Raw genomic sequence first — 20,596 nt, 5'->3', positions numbered from 1 at the left:
CGACAGGAAGCCCAGAACCCCATGAGCGACAGTCACTCCCCTCACGGCTTCGACCTGGTGCGCCGTGGGTACGAGCGCGCCCAGGTCGACGAGCGGATCACCAAGCTGGTGGCCGACCGTGACAGTGCCTTGACCCGGATCAGCGCGCTGGAGAAGCGCATCGAGGAGCTCCACCTGGAGACCCAGACCGCCCAGGCGGCCGTGGTCGAGCAGGAGCCCTCCTACGCCGGCCTCGGCGCCCGGGTCGAGAAGATCCTGCGACTCGCCGAGGAGGAGGCCAAGGACCTGCGCGACGAGGCGCACCGCGCCGCCGAGCAGCACCGCGAGCTCGCCGAGGCCGCCGCCCAGCAGGTCCGCACCGAGGCCGAGAACTACGCCAAGGACCGCAAGGCCAAGGCGGAGGACGAGGGGCTGCGGATCGTCGACAAGTCGAAGAGCGACGCCGCCCAGCTGCGCGCCGAGGCCAACAAGGACGCCCAGAACAAGCGCGAGGAGGCGGACGCCCTCTTCGAGGACACCCGCACCAAGGCCGCCCAGGCCGCGCTGGAGTTCGAGACCAACCTGGCCAAGCGCCGCGAGCAGTCCGAGCGCGACCTGGCGGCCCGTCAGGCCAAGGCGGAGAAGCGCCTGGCCGAGATCGAGCACCGGGCCGAGCAGCTGCGCCTGGAGGCCGAGAAGCTGCGCACCGACGCCGAGCGCCGCGCCCGCCAGACCGTCGAGACGGCCCAGCGCCAGTCCGAGGACATCGTGGCCGACGCCAACGCCAAGGCGGACCGCATCCGCAGCGAATCCGAGCGCGAGCTGGCGGCGCTCACCAACCGCCGCGACAGCATCAACGCCCAGCTGACCAACGTCCGCGAGATGCTGGCGACGCTGACCGGCGCGGCCGTGGCCGCCGCCTCGCTGCCGAACGACGACACGATGGGCGTGCCCGCCCAGCAGTCGCGCTGACGCACCGGACCCAGTGGCACCGCAGGCCCTCACCCGCCAGGGTGAGGGCCTGCCGGCTTTCGCGCCGTCATCACCTCGGGCACTTCCCGGCCGGACGCACGGCTACCTCGGGTACGCCCCGTCCGGCCGCTGGTAACCGCTGCTGAGCTGGTTGCCCTCGTCGTCCGAGACGGTGCCGAACCAGGAGGTGCACCAGACCGACACCGAGTCGGGCCAGTACTGCACCTCGAAGGGGTGCCCGAGCCCGTAGTCGCCGTACGAGGTGACGATGAAGGTCTCCCCGGGGCGCATCCAGTAGTCCTCGCCGAGCGGTTCCAGGGTCAGTTCGACCAGCGCCTCGCTCCGGTTGGTCACGGGCATCCGGCCGGTCACCTCCAGCGCGGAGAAGTCCCAGGCCGCCGCGTCCTGGCTCTCCTGGCTCATCCGGCGGCCACCCGGGCGAGCAGGGTGCGCACGGCGGCGTCGAAGGCCTCGGGCGCCTCCAGGGCGCTCAGGTGGCCCACCCCGGGGACGACGGTCAGCTCGGCGTCCGGACTGGCCCGCACCATCAGCTCGGCCTCCTCCGGCGCCACCAGGGCGTCCCGGGCGCCCGCCACGACCGCGACCGGCACCCGCAGGGCGGCCAGCACGTCCAAGGCGTCCGGGCGGGCCGCCATGGCCCGCTGGGCCCAGGCGACGGCGGCCGGCGGCGCGGCGGCGACCATCGCCCGCACCCGCTCCACCAGCTGCTGCGAGTCCGGCCCGAGCTGCCCGGCCGCGACCTGCTCGTCCAGCAGCAGCCGGACGCTGTCCCGCGCGGTGACGGCGGCGGCGATCCGTTCCCGGTTGGCCCGCACCGCGTCGGTGTCGGCGGTGGCCCGGGTGTTGGCCAGCAGCAGGCCGGACAGCCGGCCGGGGTGGCGGCGGGCGAAGGCCAGCGCCACGTAGCCGCCCATGGACAGCCCGCCGACCACCGCGCGTTCGATCCCGGCCGCGTCCAGCAGCAGGGCGAGGTCGTCCGCGACCAGGTCCAGCGAGGGCTCGTCGGCGCCCAGCCCGGTACCGCCGAACCCCCGCTGGTCGGGGGCGAGCACACGCGCTTCGTCTCCGGTCATACCGGGCAGCGCGTCCAGTTGGGACGACCACATCGAGGCGTTCAGCGGGAAGGCGTGCAGCAGCACGAGTGGTGTTCCGGTACCGCTCTCGCGGACCGACACTGCGGAGGGACTCTGGGTCATGTGCCCAACCTATTGCGGCTCGACCGGGCGGCCCACTCGGCAGGTTCACCCGACGGGCCCGTACACCCGCTTTGTCCTAGCCTGACAGGGAGTAAGGGAGCGCGAATGATCGAGTTGCACGACCTGACAAAACGTTACGGCAAGACGCTCGCGGTGGACCGGCTCAGCTTCCAGGTGCCCCGGGGCCAGGTGACCGGCTTCCTCGGCCCCAACGGCGCCGGCAAGTCCACCACCATGCGCATGATCCTCGACCTCGACCGGCCGACCGCCGGCCGGGTCACCATCGACGGCAAGCACTACGGTCAGCTGAGCGAGCCGCTCAAGTACATCGGCGCGCTGCTGGAGGCCAAGGCCGTCCACCCCGGCCGCACCGCCCGCGACCACCTGCTCTGGCTCGCCCAGAGCAACCGCGTCCCGGAGCGCCGGGTGGACGAGGTGCTCGCCCTGGTCGGCCTCACCCCGGTGGCCCGCAAGCGGGCCCGGGGCTTCTCGCTCGGCATGGGCCAGCGCCTGGGCATCGCCTCCGCCCTGCTCGGCGACCCGGAGATCGTCATGTTCGACGAACCGGTCAACGGCCTGGACCCGGAGGGCATCCTCTGGGTCCGCAACCTGATGAAGCGCCTCGCCGCCGAGGGCCGGACGGTCTTCGTCTCCTCCCACCTGATGAGCGAGATGGCCCTCACCGCCGACCACCTGGTGGTCATCGGCCGGGGCAGGCTGCTCGCCGACCTGTCGATGCCGGAGTTCATCCGGCGCAACTCCCGCTCCGCCGTCCGGCTGCGCGGCCCGGAGCCGGAGCGGCTGCTCGACGTGCTGGCCGGGGCCGGCCTGCCGCACGAACCGGGCCCGGACGGCTCCTACGAGGTGGTGAACGGGGACATCGCGCGGCTCGGCGAGCTGTTCGCCGGGCACGGCGTGGTGCTGCACGAGCTCAGCCCGCAGCAGGCCTCGCTGGAGGAGGCCTTCATGCAGATGACGGCCGACTCGGTGGAGTACCACGCGGGCGAGCGCCCGGGCCAGGACGCGGCCGGCGCGCCCACCGAGTGGGGCGCCGGCTGGAAGGCGGACGGCACCCGGCCGGCCACCACCGAACGGCAGGAGGAGAACTGAGATGACGTCCTTCCCGGCGATCCTGCGCTCCGAGTGGACGAAGATCCGCACCGTCCGCTCCACGCTCTGGACGCTCGCGCTGACCTTCGTCGTCACGGTCGGCATCGGCGCGCTGCTGTCCCTGCTCACCAACAACAACTTCGCCGAGTTCAGGCAGCACGACACGAACCCGTTCGACGCCACCGGCACCGCCTTCTCCGGCATCGTGCTCGGCGAACTGGCGATCATCGTCTTCGGCGTGCTGGCGATCGGCAACGAGTACAGCAGCGGAATGATCCGGCTCACCCTGGCCGCCGTCCCGCAGCGCGCCACCCTGCTCGCCGGCAAGACGGTGGTGCTCGGCGCCCTCGCCCTCGCGGTCTCGGTGGTGACGGCCTTCGTCACCTTCTTCGCCGGACAGGCGCTGCTCGGCTCGCACTCCACCACGATCGGCGAGCCCAACGTGCTGCGGGCGGTGTTCGGGGCCGCGCTGTACCTGACGATGCTCTGCCTGTTCTCGGCGGGCGTCACCACGATGCTGCACAACCAGACGCTCGCGCTCGGCGTGCTGGTGCCGTTCTTCTTCCTGCTCTCGCCGATCCTCTCGGCGGTGCCGAAGGTCAAGACCCTGGCCCACTACTTCCCCGACTACGCGGGCTCCCGGATGACGCTGGTGTACGAGCAGCACGGCCAGCCGTACGGGCCCTGGGCCGGCTTCCTGATCTGCCTCGCCTGGACGGCGGCGGCGCTGGTCGGCGGCGCGCTGGTGCTCAAGAGGCGCGACGCCTGACGGATCCGCGCGACCGGACTCAGTAGCGCGGCGCGCCGCGGCCCCGCAGCACGTTGGAGGCCCGGCGCTCCCGCGCTCCCCAGCAGGCGCGGTGCCAGTGCCGCCGGTCGTCCACCCCGGCGCCGTGCATCGGCCAGGCCACCACGTGGCCCATGCCCGGCGGGATCTCCTGGTCGCAGCCCGGGCAGCGGTAGTGCCGTCCCGCCGTCCCGGCGACGGTCTGGACCACCCAGTCGTCGCCCTGGTAGCTCTCGGTGCGGCGCAGCGAACCGCCGAACGGGGTGGCGGCCGGTGCGGCGCTCTCCTCGGGGGCGGCGCTCTTGATCCGGTTGCGGCGCGGCGACACGGCGGACTCCCTCTCCTGCTGGGCTCTGGATCGTTCCAGCCTACGGCCGGCCGGGCTCCCGCACGGCCACTACCACGGCCTTGTCCGGCACTTCGGCGTTTTTGCCGAGATCCACCCGATCATCGGGGAAATCCGGGGTTCCGCGTGCCATTGGCACATGACATCGGATACCCAGAGGGGGAACAGGCGGGGCCCGCAGACCCTGCGCGCACCCGAGGAGGCCCCAGGATGAGCAAGACCAGCGCCCGTGCCGAGAACCGCCGGCCCGTCGGGGTCGGGGTGCCCTCCCCCGGCCCGACGCTGAGCGCCCCGACGCTGAGCGCCCCGACGCTGAGTGCCGTCCCCCCGGTGACGGCCGTCGCGGGCGAGCCGCTGCCCGCGGTCCAGCGGGCGGGCGCGCTGCCACCGGCCACCGGGCCGCTGCGGGTCGGACTGTTCCTGCTGTCCGCGCAGTTCCCCGGGCAGAGCCACGGCGAGGCGCTGGAGCGCACCGTCCGGTCCGCCGTCGAGGCCGAACGGGCGGGCCTGGACAGCGTCTGGCTGGCGGAGCACCACTTCGTGCCGTACGGGGTCTGCCCGGACGCCGCCACGCTCGCCGGGATGCTGCTCGGCCGCACCCGCAGGATCGGCGTCGGCACGGCGGTGAGCGTGCTCTCCACCCGTCACCCGGTGGCACTCGGCGAGCAGGCGGCGCTGCTGCACCTCACCTCGGGCGGACGGTTCACGCTCGGGGTGGGCCGCGGCGGGCCGTGGATCGACCTGGACGTGTTCGGCGGCGGCGTGGACGCCTTCGAGAAGGGCTTCCCGGAGCGGCTGGACCTGCTGCTGCGCTGGCTGCGCGGCTCCCGGGTCGGCGCGGACGGCCCCCAGTTCGCCTTCCCCGAGGTCCCGGTGGTGCCGCGGGCCACCGAGCCGGTGCGGCGACCCCAGCTGAGCAGCTGGCTGGGCCTCGGCGGGCGGTCAGGCCCGGTGCGCTTCCCGCGCCAGCGCCGGGAGGACGAGGGCCTCGGCGAGGAACTCACCACCGCCGGGCGGCCGGTGGCCGGTCCGCCGGTGGTGGTCGCCTGCACCTCGCCGGGCGGGGTGCGGCTGGCCGCCGAGCGGGGCCTGCCGATGCTGCTCGGCATGCACTCGGGGGACGACGACAAGCTGCGGATGCTGGAGCTGTACCGGACCGCCTGGCTGGCCGCGGGGCGCGGCGAGGAACAGCTGCGCCGGGTCGGCCGCCGGCACGTCGCGGCCGGGGTGGCCCAGGTCGACGACCGGGCCGCGGCCGCCCGGTCCACGCTGCTGAACGCGATGCCCGGCTGGTTCGAGTACGGGCTCGGCGCCCACCGCACCGTGGACGGCCGCGAGCGCAAGATGCGCGACCCGCGCCAGTACACCGAGCTGCTCTGCGACCTGCACGCGGTGGGCACCCCGCGGCAGTGCGCCGACCGGCTGCTGGCCACCGCCGAGCGCACCGGCATCCGCCGCTTCGCCCTGCTCGCCGAGGGCAGCGGCGAGAACGAGGCGACCCTGCACAACATCGCCCGGCTCGGCTCGGAGGTGCTGCCGCAGCTGGGCTGAACCCGCGGGCCCGGGCCGCCGCCCCTCCCCCCGCACCGGGGGACGGGGGCGGCCGGCACCACGGCCGGGGTACGACGGGGGTCAGCAGTCCCGCAGTTCCTCGGACTGGTTGAGCAGCTGCTCCCGGACGGAGGTGAAGCGGCCGTACCGCGCCTCGTTGGTGTCCGACGGCAGGAACACCGCCACTCGGTGGCAGTTCTGGAACGCCAGCCGGACGCCGAAGTGGCGCTGGAGGGCGCCCCGGATGGCGTCGCTGGCGAGGGCACGCAGCAGCTGGCCACGGGCCTGCTCGCTGGGCGGCGGTACCTGGTTGTCGGCGAAGTCGGTGCCGTCGACCTTCGCCTGGGCGACCAGCGAGCTGATCAGGTCCCAGGCGTACGGCAGCGAGACGCGGACGCAGTCGACGAATTCCCGCTCGTCGACCTCGCCCCGCTGGGCCTTCTCCAGCAGGGCCGGTGAGACGTCGAGCGACATGGATTCTCCTCTCGCGGTCCACCCGCGCGGCGCCCGGGTGGTCGTGCGTAGGTCAAGCTCACAGTGAGGGTGGTGGATGCGCACGGGGGCGTCCGGAACACCGAGGGACAGGGGTTTCCGGCACCTTCGCGACAGCGGCGGCACCACGGGACGTGACGCCCTGGATACCGAACGCACTCAGGACAGCGTGGCAGTCAACGACGCGGCAGGCCGGTCATTCCTGTGGATTGCTTCGGAAATATGTTGCGGTGCACCGGATTGGCCGGATCCTGTCGGACCGTTCATCTGAAGTCTCCGTCCCCGTTGACAGCGATCCCGCGAGCATGCCGTCACACACCGTAGCGACCTGAAGGTGGGGGCGCCAGACCTCGGCGGGAGGCAGTCGGGACCGCGGGACCTCCATGTTGGCCGGGTTCGCGCTTTCTTCACCCTGCCGTCGCGGAATCGCATCAACTGGCCCCGGTGGGCTAGCGTGGTCGACCGTGCGTCTCGTAATTGCCCGCTGCTCAGTCGACTATGCCGGTCGGCTCTCCGCCCATCTGCCCTCCGCCACCAGGCTGATCCTGGTCAAGGCCGACGGCAGCGTCAGCATCCACGCCGACGACCGTGCCTACAAGCCGCTGAACTGGATGTCCCCGCCGTGCGTCCTCAGGGAGGCCGACGGGGTCTGGACGGTGGAGAACAAGGCCGGCGAGAAGCTCATCATCACGCTGGAGGAGGTGCTGCACGACTCGTCCCACGAGCTCGGGGTCGATCCCGGTCTGATCAAGGACGGCGTGGAGGCCCACCTCCAGGAGCTGCTCGCGGACCGGATGGAGGTGCTCGGGTCCGGCTGGTCGCTGATCCGCCGCGAGTACCCGACCGCGATCGGCCCGGTCGACATCCTCTGCCGCGACTCGGACGGCGCCACGGTGGCCGTCGAGATCAAGCGCCGCGGCGAGATCGACGGCGTCGAACAGCTCACCCGCTACCTCGAACTCCTCAACCGGGACCCCCTGCTGGCCCCGGTCAAGGGCGTCTTCGCCGCGCAGGAGATCAAGCCGCAGGCCCGCGTGCTGGCCACCGACCGCGGCATCGGCTGCGTGGTGCTGGACTACGACGAGCTGCGCGGCATCGACGACGACAAGCTCAAGCTGTTCTGACCGCTCAGGGCGGCGTCACCGGGGCGGTCGGGCTGGCCGAACCGCTCGGGGTCGTCGGCGACCCGGACGGTGAGGCGGTCGGGTCGGGCGACGCGGTCGTCGGGGTGTGGCTCGGCTCCGTCGGCTTCGTGGGCTGACCGGTCTGCGGCGGCGGGGACTGCCCCGGCTGCGTCGGGACCGGCGGCTGCGGCTGGCCCGGTGCGGGCGGCTGCGACTGCGGGGGCTGCGAGGCCGGCGACCCGGACGCGCCGGGCGAGGAACTCGGCTTCCTCGTCGGCGAGGCGCTCGGCGAGTGCGAGGCGCTGCCGCTCGTGGACGGGACCGGGCTGGTCGCCTGCCCGGCCGGGCTGCCGGGATCGGTGGCGGCCGGGGCCGGGGAGCCGCTGCCCGAGGACTGCGGGAACGGCGCGTCCTGGGTGCCGCCGCCGTCCAGCCGGCCGTTGCCCGGGTCCTTCCCCTTGACCTCCTCCGGCCCGCTGAAGCTCATCGCCACCGCCGTGCCGAGCACCCCCAGGGTCAGCACGGCCGTGCAGACCACGGCCACCCGCCGCCGTCTGCTGGACTTCAGGCGGGCCGGCACCCGGGCCGCGATCTTGCGGATCACCGGCGCCCGGCCGGACGCCGCCACGGCGGGCGCGGCGGCCGGCAGCTGCCGGCCCTCGGCGCGCAACAGGTCGAGCATCCGGCGGGCGGAGGCCGTCCCGCGCTGCTCCCCCGCCGAGGTCCGCAGGGTGAGCGCGGTCTCCAGCTCGGCGATGGCCCGGGAGGGCTGCCGGAGGCAGATCGCGTGCACGCCCGCCTCGTGGTGGAACCAGGCCTGGTCGACCGGCGAACCGGTCCTGCGGGCCGCCTCCAGGCCGAGCTGGAGCACCCGCTCCCAGGCGCCCCAGCGCAGCGACAGCGCGAGCGCGGGCGCCGCCGCCCTGGCGAGCCTGACCACCGCGTCGTGCCGCCCCGCGGCGCGGTCGGCGAGCAGCACGCCGACCACCACCTCCGCCTCGGCGGCGATCTGCTCCAGCGTCACCGAGCCGTGCCCGACCCACCAGGCGAAGTGCTGGGCGGCACCGTCGACGCAGCCGCGGGCCGGCCAGTGCGGGACGAGCAGTTCGAGCGCGCCCGCGGTCAGCCGGTGGTGCCCGCCGATGGACACCGCCAGCCCCGCGTCGGCGAGTTCGGCGAGGGCGGCCTCGCCCTGCCCGACGTCGATCAGGGCCGGCAGGTGCGGCGCGGTGGGGCACTCGCCGCCGAGCGCGACGGCGAGCCGCAGCACGGCCTGCGCGGGCTCGCTCAGCCCCTCGGCGAGCCGGACCGCGGGCGAGGCGGTCTCCGCCACCGAGGGCAGCGGGACGGTGCGGCGCAGCGCGTTCTCCCGGATCGCCGGGTCCGGGTCGTGGACGGGCTCGTCGAGCGCGCCGAAGACGCCCATCCGGTCGTCCTCGGCGGCGACCAGCGCGTCCACCGACACGTCCCGCTGGCGCAGCAGCGCGGCGGCCTGGACGAAGCGCAGCGGCAGTCCCTCGGACTCGAACCAGAGGTCCACCGCCCAGGCCTTCTCGTCGACGTCCAGCGGGCGCCCGGCCAGCCGGGCGGTGAGGGCGAGGCAGGCGGAGCGGGAGAGCCCGGCCACCAGGTGGTCCTGGAGCCGGGAGCCGGCGGGCAGCGGCGGGTCGTCCGGGGCCGCCGAGATCACGAAGGCGCAGCCGGGGGCGGCGGCGAGCAGTTCCTCCAGCTCGGCGCCGGAGGGTTCGGCGGCGTCGATCACCACGATCGCGCCGACCTCGGCGAGGTGGGCGGCCAGCTGTCCGGGGTCGGGGCGGTAGCCGGGGGCGTGATGGGTGGCCGCGAAGAGGTCCTGGAGCAGGTCGGGGACGGTCCTGCGGTGGCCGCAGAGCTGCACCACCCCGCCGGGGGAGAGGTCGGCGGCGGCTTCGGCGACGGCCGACAGCAGTGCGCTGCGGCCCGAGCCGGCCTGGCCGACCAGGCGTATCGAGCGGCCCTGGGAGAGCAGGCCGAGCAGCTCGGCGACGTCGGCCTCGCGGTCCAGCATCGGCAGGTCGGCGGGCCCGGCGCCGAGCGCGAGCGGGCCGACCGCGCGGCCGACACCGCCGACCGGGCCGCGGGCGGGTTCGCTGCGTTCGATCCGGTGCGGACGCGGCCGCCACTCCTCGGGGCAGGGCCCGGCCTCGGAGCCGTCCGGAGCGCCGACGCCCACCAGCAGGCCGCCGGAGACCAGTTCGCCGCCGCGGGTGCGGGCGGCCTCCTGCCGGAACTCCCCGGATGGCTCTGCCACGTTCTGCTCCGCATCGTGCTCGGCCGGCGGCGCCCCGCGCCGCCCGGCTGACGTCCGGTCACGGCCTCGGCCGGGCTGGAGGCAGCCCCGGCGGCCGTCTTCTGACGGGCAGACTCTTGCACATCGGGAGCCGGCCGTGCAGAGCGGTCCGCTGCGGACGGCCGGCCGGGGGCGCTGACCAGGGACGTTGCGTGGTGGGGGCGAGGGGTGTGCGGGCGCGTGCGGCGGCGCGACGACGGGTTACAGCGCGACCCCGTGCGCCTCGGTGACCCCGTCGACGGCGAGGATGCGGTGCAGCTTGGTGGCCACCAGCAGCCGCTGGAGCTGGGCCGGGACGGAGCGCAGCACCAGCCGGCGGCCGATCCGGCCGGCCCTGCGGTGGGTGCCCATGATCACGCCGAGTCCGGTGGCGTCCCAGAACTCCAGCCGGGCGAGGTCGAGTACGAGGTCGCCGAGGCCGCCGTCCACCGCCTGGTGCAGCCGGGCCCGCGCGTCGGCGGCGGTGCGCACGTCGAGGCGGCCTTCGATGGCCAGCGCCGTGTGGTCGCCGGTGATGCGCATGCTCTCCTCCTTCGCCTGGACGGCCTGGTGCGGGGCGGGTCCGCCCCGGCCGTGCCGGGTGCGGGAGCGGGGGGGTGTCGCCGGGCGGGCCGCAGCCCCACGTCCGGCCCCGGGCGGAATGCCGGGTTCCCTCATCTGACGGTGAACCGGCTCCGCAGGTTGCTGGTTCCGGCCAGATCTGAAGCAACTTCACCCGTCCGAGGGAATATACGCAGGTCGGCCCCACACCTACGCTCGATTACCGCCCAAATCACCCGTCTGCGGCACCGGCGTGAGGAAACTCACCCGCCCCGGTGGAGCGGGCCGTACGGTGCTCGGTCGCACGGCCCGCCGCGTCGTCAGCCCGGCCGGCTCACTTGCCTTCGTACGGGTAGAAGCCGCGGCCGCTCTTACGGCCCAGGTCACCGGCGGTGACCATGCGGGCCATGATCTCCGGCGCGGCGAACTTCTCGTCCTGGGTCTCGGTGTAGATGTTGCGGGCGGCGTGCAGCAGGATGTCCACGCCGGTCAGGTCGGCGGTCTGGAGCGGGCCCATCGCGTGGCCGAAACCGAGCCGGCAGGCGGTGTCGATGTCCTCGGCGGTGGCCACGCCCGACTCGTACAGCTTGGCGGCCTCGACGACCAGCGCGGTGATCAGGCGGGTGGTCACGAAGCCGGCCACGTCGCGGTTGACCACCACGACCTCCTTGCCGACGCCCTCGGCGTAGGCACGGGCGGTGGCCAGCGCCTCGTCACTGGTCTTGTAGCCGCGGACCAGCTCGACCAGCTTCATCATCGGGACCGGCGAGAAGAAGTGGACGCCGACGACCGACTCGGGGCGCCGGGTGGCGGCGGCGATCCGGGTGATCGGGATGGCCGAGGTGTTGGAGGCCAGCACGGCGCCGTCCTTGGCGAGCTTGTCGAGCTCGCGGAACACGCCCTCCTTGACCTCCAGCTGCTCGAACACGGCCTCGACCACGATGTCGGCCTCGGCGACGGCGCCCAGGTCGGTGGTGGTGGTGATCCGGCCCAGCGCGGCCTCGGCGTCCTCGGCGCTCAGCCTGCCCTTGGCGACGAACTTGTCGTAGGAGGCGCGGATGCCCGCGAGGCCCCGCTGGAGCGCCTCCTCGGTGACGTCCCGCAGCACCACCGGGTGGCCGGCCTGCGCGGACACCTGGGCGATGCCGGCGCCCATCAGGCCGGCACCGATCACGGCGATCTGCTTGCTGGACGCATTGCTCATGGCTGGGTCTCCCGATGCCGTCGCCGCCCCGCGGGCGGGCCCTGAAGGCGGCTCAGGGCAGGGATCACCGCCGCAGTAGAGCCGCATCGCTCAATTCTCCCGCCGCGCTCGCGCCCGGCAGTCGCTTCCGCGGAGCTCGCGCCCTCCTTCAGGTCGCTCGCTCCGCTCGCTTAAGCCGGGACTCTAATGCCGAATCCCCCCGTGCAATAGCAATCGGGAGTGTGATCTGCAACCGACCTGGTCAGGTGACCATGTGATCGGTCGACCAGCTCCTCAGATGGTCAGCCCGAGGTCCTGGGCCAGGATCGCCGCCTGGACCCGGCTGCGCAGCCGCAGCTTCGCCAGGATCCGGCTGACGTGCGTCTTGGTGGTGGCCTCCGCCATCTCCAGCCGGGCCGCGATCTCGACGTTGGACATCCCGGCCCCGAGGCAGGCCAGCACCTCCCGCTCCCGGCCGGTCAGCGCCCCCACCGCCGCCCTGGCCTCGGGCCCGACCGGCCGCTCCGGGCGGGCGAAGGTCCCGATCAGCCGCTTGGTCACCGAGGGCGCCAGCATGCCGTCCCCGCGCGCCACCGTACGGATGCCCTCGATCAGGGCGTCCGCCTCCAGGTCCTTGAGCAGGAACCCGGACGCGCCCGCCCGCAGCGCGCCGTAGACGTACTCGTCCAGGTCGAAGGTGGTCAGCACGAGCACCTGGCCGGCCCCGGCCGCGACCACCTCCCTGGTCGCCGAGACGCCGTCCAGCCGGGGCATCTGCACGTCCATCAGCACCACGTCGGGCCGCAGTTCCAGCGCGAGCCGGACGGCCTCCTCGCCGTCGGCGGCCTGCCCGACCACCTCCAACTCCGGTTCGGCGCGCAGGATCATCACCAGCGCCGCCCGGACCGCCGCCTGGTCCTCCGCCACCAGCACCCGGATCGTCATGCCCGCCCCCCGCTCTCCTGGGCGCGCGGCAGCACCGCGCGCACCCTCCAGTACCCGGCCTCGGGCCCGGCCTCGAAGCTGCCGCCGAGCAGCCCGGCCCGCTCCGCCATGCCCACCAGGCCGGCCCGGGCGCCGGGCAGGCCACGGCCGGGCCCGCCCCGGTACGGACTGTCGACGGCGATCCGCAGTTCCTCGGGCGCGAACTCCAGCCGCAGGCTGACCAGTCCGGGCCCGGCGTGCTTGAGCGCGTTGGTCAGCGACTCCTGGACGATCCGGTACGCGGCCAGCCCGACCGGCACCGGCACCTCACCGCGCTCGCCGCGCTCGTCCAGCTCGAACTCCAGCCCGACGTCCTGCCCGGCCGCCCTGGCCTTCGCCAGCAGGGAGTCCACCGCGGCCAGGTCGGGCGCCGCGTAGGACTCGTCCGCCTCGCCCCCGCCGCTGTCTCGGAGCAGTCCGATCATGCGACGCATTTCGGCCAATCCCTGGACGCTGTTCTCCCGGATCACCGCCAGCACCTCCACCAGCGGATCGTCGGCGGCCAGCCGCCGCCGTCTGGCCACCGCCTGCGCACCGGTGGCGTGGATCGCGATCGCCGACAGGTGGTTGGCCACCACGTCGTGCAACTCCCTTGCCATCCTCGCCCGTTCGGCGCCGATCGCCTCGCGCCGGTCCAGCTCCGAGAGCAACGCGGTCTGCTCCGCCCGCAACCGCTCGGTCTCCGCCTCCTGCCGGTGCTTGCGCACCACGTCGCCGGTCCACACCGGCCCCAGGAAGACCAGCGAACTGACCACCGCGATCAGCAGCCCGTCGGAGGTGCCGCCGTACATCGCCGCCAGTACGGAGAGCGACAGCACCGTGGCCCCGCCGCTCAGGTGCAGCACCCGGGACACCCGCGGCGTGCCGTAGATCACCGCCGCGTACAACAGGTCGGTGTACATGATCAACGTCGCCATCAGGCTGCCGGCGAACAGGCTCGCCGCGAAGGCCAGCCCGCCGACCGACACCGCCAGCACCGGCCTGGTCCGCCGGACCAGCTCCAGCCCCGCCATCACCAGCAGCGGCGGCAGCACCGCCCACAGCGGCATGTCGTCGGCCCGGTCGTACACCTTGAAGACGATCAGCACCGTGCCGCCGAGCAGCCCGGCGAGAGCGATCAGCCGGTCCTGCCGGCGCGGGGAGAGAGCGGGGAACGGGAAGGCCACGTTCCCATCTCACCATCCCCGGCGTCCCGCCCGGCTCCGGTCCGCGGAGGAGCCCGCTACATCGAAAGATGCAGCACCGGACGGCACCGGACGACGACGACACCGGCGCGCCCGCGCACGAGCATGGAAGCACCACCGAATCGCCCGGGAGCAGAACGTGATCGTCACTCTCATCGTCGCGGCCGAGGTCTCCTTCTGGATCCTGCTCGGCCTCGGACTCGCCACCCGCTACCTGCTGCGGTGGCGCCGCGCCAGCACCGCGCTGCTGGTCGGCCTGCCCGTGGTGGACCTCACCCTCTACGCACTCACCGTCCTCGACCTGCGCGGCGGCGCCACCGCGAGCTGGACCCACGCCCTGGCCGCGAGCTACGCGGGCTTCTCGATCGGCTACGGCCCCTCGCTGGTCCGCTGGGCCGACCGGCACTTCCTGTACCGCTTCGCCGGCGGCCCCAAGCCGCTGCCCTCGCCGAAGTACGGGCCCGAGCGGACCAGGTACGAGTGGCAGATCGCCGGCCGGACCGTCGTGTCGGCCGCCGTCACCCTGACCCTGATCACCCTGCTCGTGCCGCTCTCCGCCGGCTCCGCGCACTTCGGCACCTTCACCCAGTGGTACCTCAAGCTGGGCATCGCGGCCGCGGTCAACGTGATCGTGGCCGGCTGCTACTCGCTCTGGCCCAAGGAGGCGCCGGCCGGCGTGCCGGTCGAGAACGGCCGGGTGGTCACCGGGAAGACCCTGGTCGGCACCGGCGCCCACGCCCCGGCCGACCGGCCCTGAGGCCTCGCGGCCCGTCCCCGGACGTCCCCGCCCCGCGGGGGCCGGGGGCGTGCCCTTCGGCGGGCTCTAGCGGTTCTCCCCCGGGACCCAGAGCACGTCGCCGCGCTCCTTGTTGGCCACCCGGGCCAGGATGAACAGCAGGTCGGAGAGCCGGTTCAGGTACTTCGCGGTGAGCGGGTTGACGCTGTCACCGTGCTCCGCGATGGCCGCCCAGGTCGAACGCTCGGCGCGCCGCACCACCGTGCAGGCGAGGTGCAGGTGGGCCGCACCGGGCGTGCCCCCCGGCAGGATGAAGCTGCGCAGCTTCTCCACCCGCTCCAGGTACTCGTCGCAGTCCGCCTCCAGCCGGTCGACGTAGGACTGGAGCACCCGCAGCGGCGGGTACTTCGGGTCCTCGACCACCGGGGTGGACAGGTCGGCGCCGACGTCGAACAGGTCGTTCTGGACCCGGACGAGCACCGCCGAGACGTCCTCCGCCAGCTCCCCCACGGCCAGGGCCACCCCGATCGCCGCGTTCGCCTCGTTGGCGTCGGCGTACGCGATCAGCCTCGGGTCGGTCTTGGTGGTCCGGCTCATGTCGCCGAGCGCGGTGGTGCCGTCGTCGCCGGTACGGGTGTAGATGCGCGTCAGATTGACCATGCGGCCAGACTAACCGCCGGGTTAGGCCGCGTTAACCCCGAGCCGGGCAGCCGACCGTACGGCTACGCGACGTTGACCTCCCCCAGCCTCCGGCCGGGAGGTGCCCCCAACCCGAGAGTCTCGTCGCTACGCGACGTTGACTCTCTGCCCCGGCGGGGCGGCTTCCAGCCAGGCCAGGAAGCCGGTCAGCGCGTCCTCGCTCATCGCCAGCTCCAGCGGCACCCCGTTGTGCAGGCAGCGCAGCACCACCGAGCCGGACAGCAGCGCCAGCTCCTCCTGGCCCTCCGGGTAGCGCCGGCCGAGCACCTCGATCTCGCGGCGCGGCAGCAGCCGGCGCGGCCGCGGGGCGTAGGAGAAGACCCGGAACCACTCGATCGAGTCGCCGCTGTAGCGGCCGATACCAAAAACCCACCCCTTGCCGTCGGTCGGAGGGACCGGGGCCGAGGTGGGTTTGCCGTTCTCGTCGAGGTCGGGCTGCGTCGAGGCGTCGGCGGGCATTTTGAGCCGGTAACTGCAATCGAAGGTGCCGCCGACCCTCTGGATCAGGCGGCGCCGGACGGCGAAGGCCATCAACCCGATCACTCCCAGGGCCACGACCGCCGCACACACCACAAGCGCGAGGACCATGCTCACCCACCTCCTCGCTACCCGCGTTCCCCGTAGCGGTCGTATCAAGCGACCGCCCTGACCTACCAACTACGACGACAGTCCCGGGGTCACGCTCACGCGTCCCCGGGACCGTCGGTAGACCCCGCTAAGCCGGGATCCGGCGCACTCAGACGTGGGCCTTGAGGCCGCGCGCCGCGAACAGACGGACCTCGGCGCGCCGCTCGGCGTGCTCGTCCAGGCCCGACTTGGCGTTCTCCAGCGCGCGCTCGGCACGGGCGACGTCGATCTCGTCCGCCAGCTCGGCGATCTCCGCGAGCAGAGACAGCTTGTTGTCGGCGAAGGAGATGAAGCCGCCGTGCACAGCGGCGATCACGGTGCCGCCGTCCGCCGTGCGGATGGTGACGGGACCGGTCTCCAGCACACTCAGCACCGGGGTGTGGCCCGGCATGATGCCGGTGTCACCGGAGGCCGTACGGGCGACGACGATGGTGGCCGCACCGGACCACACCTTGCGGTCGGCTGCGACCAGCTCGACGTGCAGCTCAGCCAACGTGGGCTCCTAGGCTCATGCAACCCCCGATTACTCGGGAGTTTCGGTAAGAATAACGGCCCCGCGCCTCCGGCATGAAACCGGCGGCACGGATTTGACCGGAATCACAGCCGATGCGCCGTGAGGGGCGGTCCCCAGGCTCGGGGGCCACCCCTCACGTCACGCACAGCTGCTACCGGCCGCGATTACTTCTTCGCCAGCTCGGCGGCGTTCTTCTCGAGGTCCTCGATGCCACCGCACATGAAGAAGGCCTGCTCCGGGACGGAGTCGTACTTGCCGTCCGCGATCGAGTTGAAGGCCTCGATGGTCTCCGACAGCGGGACGGTCGAGCCCTCGACACCGGTGAACTGCTTCGCCACGTAGGTGTTCTGCGAGAGGAAGCGCTCGATGCGACGGGCACGGTGCACCGTGACCTTGTCCTCTTCGGACAGCTCGTCGATACCGAGGATCGCGATGATGTCCTGGAGGTCCTTGTACTTCTGCAGGATCCCCTTGATACGGATGGCCGTCTCGTAGTGGTTCGCCGCGATGTACCGCGGGTCGAGGATGCGGGACGTGGAGTCCAGCGGGTCGACGGCCGGGTAGATGCCCTTCTCCGAGATCGGCCGCGACAGAACGGTCGTCGCGTCCAGGTGGGCGAAGGTGGTGGCCGGGGCCGGGTCGGTCAGGTCGTCCGCGGGGACGTAGATCGCCTGCATCGAGGTGATCGAGTGACCGCGGGTCGAGGTGATGCGCTCCTGGAGGAGGCCCATCTCGTCGGCCAGGTTCGGCTGGTAGCCCACCGCGGAGGGCATGCGGCCGAGCAGGGTCGACACCTCGGAACCGGCCTGGGTGAACCGGAAGATGTTGTCGATGAAGAGGAGCACGTCCTGCTTCTCGACGTCACGGAAGTACTCCGCCATGGTCAGCGCGGACAGCGCGACGCGCAGACGGGTGCCCGGCGGCTCGTCCATCTGGCCGAAGACCAGCGCGGTCTTGTCCAGAACGCCCGAGTCGACCATCTCGTCGATGAGGTCGTTGCCCTCACGGGTGCGCTCGCCGACGCCGGCGAACACCGACACACCACCGAAGTTCTCGGCGACGCGGTAGATCATCTCCTGGATCAGAACGGTCTTGCCGACACCGGCACCACCGAACAGACCGATCTTGCCACCGGTGACGTACGGGGTGAGCAGGTCGATGACCTTGATGCCCGTCTCGAACATCTCGGTCTTGGACTCGAGGTCCTTGAACTCCGGGGCCTTGCGGTGGATCGGCCAGCGGACCTCCACCTGCGACTCGAACTCGTCCTTGTCGACGTTCAGCACGTCACCGAGGGCGTTGAACACCTTGCCCTTGGTGATCTGGCCGACCGGGACGGAGATCGCGGCACCGGTGTCGGAGACCTGCGAACCGCGGACCAGGCCGTCGGTCGGCTGCATCGAGATGCCGCGGACCATGCCGTCGCCGAGGTGCTGGGCGACCTCGAGGGTCAGGGTCTTCCTGCCCGTGCCGTCGGGGTTGTCCACCTCGACGTGCAGGGCGTTGTACATCTCCGGAATCGCGTCGACGGGGAACTCCACGTCGACGACCGGGCCGATGACCCGCGCGACGCGGCCCGTCGCCGTGGTCGGCTCAACAGTGGTGGTCATACTCATTCGCTCCCGCGGCTAGCGTCGGCCAGCGCGTTGGCGCCACCGACGATCTCGCTGATTTCCTGGGTGATCTCGGCCTGACGGGCCGAGTTGGCAAGCCGCGTGAGCGACTTGATGAGCTCGCCGGCGTTGTCCGTCGCGCTCTTCATCGCGCGACGGCGGGCGGCGTGCTCGGAAGCGGCCGACTGCAGCATCGCGTTGTAGATCCGGCTCTCGACGTACCGCGGCAGCAGCGCGTCCAGGACGCCCTCCGCCGACGGCTCGAAGTCGTACAGCGGGAAGATCTCCGACTTGGCCGGCGTCTGGTCGCTGAGCTGGACCTCGTCCAGCTTCAGCGGCAGCAGCCGCGCGTCCACCGCGTTCTGCGTCAGCATCGACACGAACTCGGTCGAGACCAGGTGGAGCTCGTCCACGCCGCCCGTCTCGGCCGTGAAGGCCTCGATCAGGTCGGCCGCCACGGTCTTCGCGTCACCGTAGGTCGGCTTGTCCGAGAATCCCGTCCACGAGCCCGCGATCGTGAGACCGCGGAACGTGTAGTACGAGACGCCCTTGCGGCCGACGATGTACGTCACCACGTCCTTGCCCTCGGCCTTCAGGCGCTCGGTGAGCCCCTGGGCGGCCTTGATGGCGTTGGTCGAGTAGCCGCCCGCCAGGCCGCGGTCCGCCGTGATCAGCAGGACCGCGGCGCGCTTGGCGTCCGGGTTCTCGGTGGTGAGCGGGTGCTTGGCGTTGGACCGGGTGGCCACCGCCGTCACCGCCCGGGTGAGCTCATCGGCGTACGGAGTGGAGGCGGCCACCGCGCGCTGCGCCTTGACGATGCGCGACGCGGAGATCATCTCCATCGCCTTGGTGATCTTCTTCGTCGCGGTGACAGAGCGGATCCGGCGCTTGTAGACCCGAAGCTGTGCTCCCATGGGTCGTTACGTCCTTTCCCTCGCTACCGGACTCAGGCCTGCTCGGAGAGCAGCTTGCCGTCAGCGGTCTGGTAACCCTGCTTGAACGCCTCGATCGCGGTGGTCAGCGCGTCGACGGTGCCCTCGGCCAGCAGACCGGTCTCGACGATGCCGGCCAGCAGGTCCTTGTGCTGCAGGCGGACGTGGTCCAGGAACTCGCGCTCGAAGCGGCGGATCTCGGCGACCGGGACGTCGTCCAGCTTGCCGTTGGTGCCGGCCCAGATGGAGACGACCTGCTCCTCGACCGGGAACGGCTGGTACTGGCCCTGCTTCAGCAGCTCGACCATGCGCGCACCGCGCTCCAGCTGGGCCTTGGAGGCCGCGTCCAGGTCGGAACCGAAGGCGGCGAAGGCCTCCAGCTCACGGTACTGGGCGAGGTCCAGACGCAGACGGCCGGCGACCGAGCGCATGGCCTTGATCTGGGCGGAGCCACCGACGCGGGAGACCGAGATACCGACGTTCACGGCCGGGCGGATGCCGGCGTTGAACAGGTCGGACTCCAGGAAGCACTGGCCGTCGGTGATGGAGATGACGTTGGTCGGGATGTACGCCGAGACGTCGTTGGCCTTGGTCTCGATGATCGGCAGACCGGTCATCGAGCCGCCGCCCAGAGCGTCGTTCAGCTTGGCGCAGCGCTCCAGCAGGCGGGAGTGCAGGTAGAAGACGTCACCCGGGTAGGCCTCGCGGCCCGGCGGGCGGCGCAGCAGCAGGGAGACGGAGCGGTAGGCCTCGGCCTGCTTCGACAGGTCGTCGAAGATGATCAGGACGTGCTTGCCGTCGTACATCCACTCCTGGCCGATGGCCGAACCGGTGTACGGGGCGAGGTACTTGAAGCCGGCCGGGTCGGAGGCGGGAGCAGCCACGATGGTGGTGTACTCCAGCGCGCCGGCCTCCTCCAGGGCGCCACGGACGGACGCGATGGTGGAGCCCTTCTGGCCCACGGCGACGTAGATGCAGCGGACCTGCTTCTCCGGGTCGCCCGAGCGCCAGTTGTCACGCTGGTTGATGATCGTGTCGACGGCCACCGCGGTCTTGCCGGTCTGGCGGTCACCGATGATCAGCTGGCGCTGGCCGCGGCCGATCGGGGTCATCGCGTCGATGGCCTTGATGCCGGTCTGCAGCGGCTGCTTGACCGACTTGCGGGCCATGACGCCGGGGGCCTGCAGCTCCAGGGCGCGGCGACCGGTGGCGGCGATGTCGCCCAGGCCGTCGATCGGGTTGCCCAGCGGGTCCACGACGCGGCCGAGGTAGCCGTCGCCGACCGGAACCGAGAGGACCTCGCCGGTGCGGCGCACGGTCTGGCCCTCTTCGATACCGCCGAACTCACCGAGGACGACGACACCGATCTCGCGGGTGTCGAGGTTCAGCGCGAGGCCGAGCGTGCCGTCCTCGAACCGCAGCAGCTCGTTCGCCATGACCGAGGGCAGGCCCTCGACATGCGCGATGCCGTCCGCCGCGTCAGTGACCTTGCCGACCTCTTCCACAGAAGCGGCGTCCGGCTGGTACGACTGGACAAAGTCGGCCAGCGCGTCCCGGATCTCCTCCGGACGGATCGTAAGCTCCGCCATCAGGCTTCCCTGCTCTCCTAGTTTGCGATCCTCGGCCCGCCATTGAGGGCCGCAAGTATTCGACTCTCGGCCGGGTCTTCCGAACCGG

Annotated in this window: 21 protein-coding genes; 6 read left to right on the top strand and 15 right to left on the bottom strand. The window is 72.3% G+C overall.

The features are described 5' to 3' along the window. Positions 1-21: 21 nt before the first annotated feature. Positions 22-951: a coiled-coil domain-containing protein gene (locus ACZ7C5_RS15810; RefSeq protein ID WP_188295142.1), complete on the top strand. Its 930-nt coding sequence runs from the start codon at positions 22-24 to the stop codon at positions 949-951. A gap of 102 nt (positions 952-1,053) precedes the next feature. On the opposite strand, the gene ACZ7C5_RS15805 is transcribed toward ACZ7C5_RS15810, so the two are convergent. Beyond that, on the bottom strand, positions 1,054-1,374 hold the full coding sequence (locus ACZ7C5_RS15805; protein WP_188295141.1) for a hypothetical protein: 321 nt from the start codon (positions 1,372-1,374) through the stop codon (positions 1,054-1,056). Continuing rightward, positions 1,371-2,168: an alpha/beta fold hydrolase gene (locus ACZ7C5_RS15800; protein WP_401083580.1), complete on the bottom strand. Its 798-nt coding sequence runs from the start codon at positions 2,166-2,168 to the stop codon at positions 1,371-1,373. The genes ACZ7C5_RS15805 and ACZ7C5_RS15800 overlap by 4 nt, the downstream gene beginning before the upstream one ends. Positions 2,169-2,273: 105 nt before the next feature. On the opposite strand from ACZ7C5_RS15800, the gene ACZ7C5_RS15795 reads away from it, so the two are divergent. Together ACZ7C5_RS15795 and ACZ7C5_RS15790 are read left to right on the top strand one after the other, a co-directional pair. Beyond that, complete coding sequence (locus tag ACZ7C5_RS15795; protein WP_470322749.1) at positions 2,274-3,278, top strand: ABC transporter ATP-binding protein; 1,005 nt, start codon at positions 2,274-2,276, stop codon at positions 3,276-3,278. A gap of 1 nt (position 3,279) precedes the next feature. Continuing rightward, positions 3,280-4,047 carry an ABC transporter permease subunit gene (locus ACZ7C5_RS15790; protein ID WP_401083576.1) on the top strand — a complete coding sequence of 256 codons (768 nt, stop codon included), beginning with the start codon at positions 3,280-3,282 and terminating at the stop codon, positions 4,045-4,047. 19 nt (positions 4,048-4,066) lie between these two features. Here ACZ7C5_RS15790 and ACZ7C5_RS15785 read toward each other — a convergent pair whose 3' ends face one another. Beyond that, complete coding sequence (locus ACZ7C5_RS15785; protein ID WP_401083574.1) at positions 4,067-4,393, bottom strand: ATP/GTP-binding protein; 327 nt, start codon at positions 4,391-4,393, stop codon at positions 4,067-4,069. A 420-nt stretch (positions 4,394-4,813) separates the two neighbouring features. On the opposite strand from ACZ7C5_RS15785, the gene ACZ7C5_RS15780 reads away from it, so the two are divergent. After that, positions 4,814-5,962, top strand: a complete 1,149-nt coding sequence (locus tag ACZ7C5_RS15780; RefSeq protein ID WP_401083758.1) for an LLM class flavin-dependent oxidoreductase — start codon at positions 4,814-4,816, stop codon at positions 5,960-5,962. An 81-nt stretch (positions 5,963-6,043) separates the two neighbouring features. Here ACZ7C5_RS15780 and ACZ7C5_RS15775 read toward each other — a convergent pair whose 3' ends face one another. Next, complete coding sequence (locus ACZ7C5_RS15775; RefSeq protein ID WP_188295136.1) at positions 6,044-6,436, bottom strand: SCO5389 family protein; 393 nt, start codon at positions 6,434-6,436, stop codon at positions 6,044-6,046. A 482-nt stretch (positions 6,437-6,918) separates the two neighbouring features. Between ACZ7C5_RS15775 and nucS the strand changes: the two genes are divergently transcribed. Then, positions 6,919-7,578, top strand: coding sequence for an endonuclease NucS (gene nucS, locus ACZ7C5_RS15770; RefSeq protein WP_188295135.1), 660 nt, complete (start codon positions 6,919-6,921; stop codon positions 7,576-7,578). A gap of 4 nt (positions 7,579-7,582) precedes the next feature. Here nucS and ACZ7C5_RS15765 read toward each other — a convergent pair whose 3' ends face one another. From ACZ7C5_RS15765 to ACZ7C5_RS15745, 5 genes are all read right to left on the bottom strand, one after another. Then, positions 7,583-9,868 (bottom strand): P-loop NTPase family protein, encoded by a 2,286-nt coding sequence (locus tag ACZ7C5_RS15765; protein ID WP_470322748.1) that lies wholly within the window; start codon positions 9,866-9,868, stop codon positions 7,583-7,585. Between the two features lie 240 nt (positions 9,869-10,108). Next, positions 10,109-10,429, bottom strand: coding sequence for an STAS domain-containing protein (locus ACZ7C5_RS15760; protein WP_401083570.1), 321 nt, complete (start codon positions 10,427-10,429; stop codon positions 10,109-10,111). A 352-nt stretch (positions 10,430-10,781) separates the two neighbouring features. Next, positions 10,782-11,651 (bottom strand): 3-hydroxyacyl-CoA dehydrogenase family protein, encoded by an 870-nt coding sequence (locus ACZ7C5_RS15755; RefSeq protein WP_401083568.1) that lies wholly within the window; start codon positions 11,649-11,651, stop codon positions 10,782-10,784. A gap of 273 nt (positions 11,652-11,924) precedes the next feature. Further along, positions 11,925-12,575, bottom strand: a complete 651-nt coding sequence (locus tag ACZ7C5_RS15750; protein ID WP_401083566.1) for a response regulator — start codon at positions 12,573-12,575, stop codon at positions 11,925-11,927. Beyond that, positions 12,572-13,780, bottom strand: a complete 1,209-nt coding sequence (locus tag ACZ7C5_RS15745) for a sensor histidine kinase (RefSeq protein ID WP_470322747.1) — start codon at positions 13,778-13,780, stop codon at positions 12,572-12,574. Before ACZ7C5_RS15745 ends, ACZ7C5_RS15750 begins: the two co-directional genes overlap by 4 nt. A gap of 157 nt (positions 13,781-13,937) precedes the next feature. On the opposite strand from ACZ7C5_RS15745, the gene ACZ7C5_RS15740 reads away from it, so the two are divergent. Continuing rightward, the gene (locus ACZ7C5_RS15740) at positions 13,938-14,555 is read left to right on the top strand and encodes a hypothetical protein (RefSeq protein ID WP_470322746.1); all 618 of its coding nucleotides are present in this window, start codon (positions 13,938-13,940) and stop codon (positions 14,553-14,555) included. 66 nt (positions 14,556-14,621) lie between these two features. Here the strand turns inward: ACZ7C5_RS15740 and ACZ7C5_RS15735 are convergent, their stop codons facing one another. From ACZ7C5_RS15735 to atpA, 6 genes are all read right to left on the bottom strand, one after another. Beyond that, positions 14,622-15,194: a cob(I)yrinic acid a,c-diamide adenosyltransferase gene (locus ACZ7C5_RS15735; RefSeq protein ID WP_401083561.1), complete on the bottom strand. Its 573-nt coding sequence runs from the start codon at positions 15,192-15,194 to the stop codon at positions 14,622-14,624. Positions 15,195-15,320: 126 nt separating this feature from the next. Next, positions 15,321-15,821: a DUF2550 domain-containing protein gene (locus ACZ7C5_RS15730; protein ID WP_401083559.1), complete on the bottom strand. Its 501-nt coding sequence runs from the start codon at positions 15,819-15,821 to the stop codon at positions 15,321-15,323. Positions 15,822-15,969: 148 nt separating this feature from the next. Continuing rightward, the gene (locus tag ACZ7C5_RS15725; protein ID WP_188297751.1) at positions 15,970-16,353 is read right to left on the bottom strand and encodes a F0F1 ATP synthase subunit epsilon; all 384 of its coding nucleotides are present in this window, start codon (positions 16,351-16,353) and stop codon (positions 15,970-15,972) included. A 185-nt stretch (positions 16,354-16,538) separates the two neighbouring features. Continuing rightward, positions 16,539-17,984 (bottom strand): F0F1 ATP synthase subunit beta, encoded by a 1,446-nt coding sequence (gene atpD / locus ACZ7C5_RS15720; protein WP_401083557.1) that lies wholly within the window; start codon positions 17,982-17,984, stop codon positions 16,539-16,541. A gap of 2 nt (positions 17,985-17,986) precedes the next feature. Then, positions 17,987-18,901, bottom strand: coding sequence for a F0F1 ATP synthase subunit gamma (locus tag ACZ7C5_RS15715; RefSeq protein ID WP_401083555.1), 915 nt, complete (start codon positions 18,899-18,901; stop codon positions 17,987-17,989). A gap of 32 nt (positions 18,902-18,933) precedes the next feature. Next, positions 18,934-20,508, bottom strand: coding sequence for a F0F1 ATP synthase subunit alpha (gene atpA / locus ACZ7C5_RS15710; protein ID WP_401083553.1), 1,575 nt, complete (start codon positions 20,506-20,508; stop codon positions 18,934-18,936). Positions 20,509-20,596 lie beyond the last annotated feature (88 nt).

Source organism: Kitasatospora sp. NPDC036993, assembly GCF_055607525.1.
This window is presented reverse-complemented; position numbering and strand designations above follow the sequence as displayed.